Source organism: Pseudoalteromonas sp. S2721, assembly GCF_005887425.1.
In the GTDB taxonomy this organism is placed as follows: domain Bacteria; phylum Pseudomonadota; class Gammaproteobacteria; order Enterobacterales; family Alteromonadaceae; genus Pseudoalteromonas; species Pseudoalteromonas simplex.
In genome coordinates this window covers 1-353 of the sequence record NZ_PNCZ01000124.1, presented here as the reverse complement: position 1 = coordinate 353, position 353 = coordinate 1, and the positions used below count along the sequence as shown (strand labels likewise).

Here is a 353-nt window from a genome sequence, read left to right as displayed (position 1 = left end):
ACTTAACTTTCATGATGAAGTAAAAGTCGCGGATAACACAATAGTGAGGTTTTCTACCGACACCGGTGCCGCATCAAACTCATGGCCAGATGGGGGTAATCAGCCATTTCAGGGTGAAAAAGGCGTTGGTGGCTGGGAAGGGGGCTTCAGAGTTCCTATGGTTGTTAAATGGCCGGCCCATATTCCAAAAGGTGTGAGCACAGGTGAGATCATGACAATGGAAGATTTCATGCCAACTATTATTTCGTGTTTTTGCGATAAATTTTTAAAAGCTAATTTTTTATAAGGTATCAAAAATCAACGGTCAAAAGTATAAGGTTCATTTAGATGGATTCGATCAAAGTGATATCTTA

1 protein-coding gene is annotated in these 353 nt (G+C 40.2%); it reads left to right on the top strand.

All coding sequences use genetic code 11. From position 1 onward, the window contains the following. Positions 1-286 (top strand): sulfatase-like hydrolase/transferase (locus CWC02_RS20535; RefSeq protein WP_249364151.1); only part of this gene is annotated, 286 nt, incomplete at its 5' end. Between the last annotated feature and the right edge of the window lie 67 nt (positions 287-353).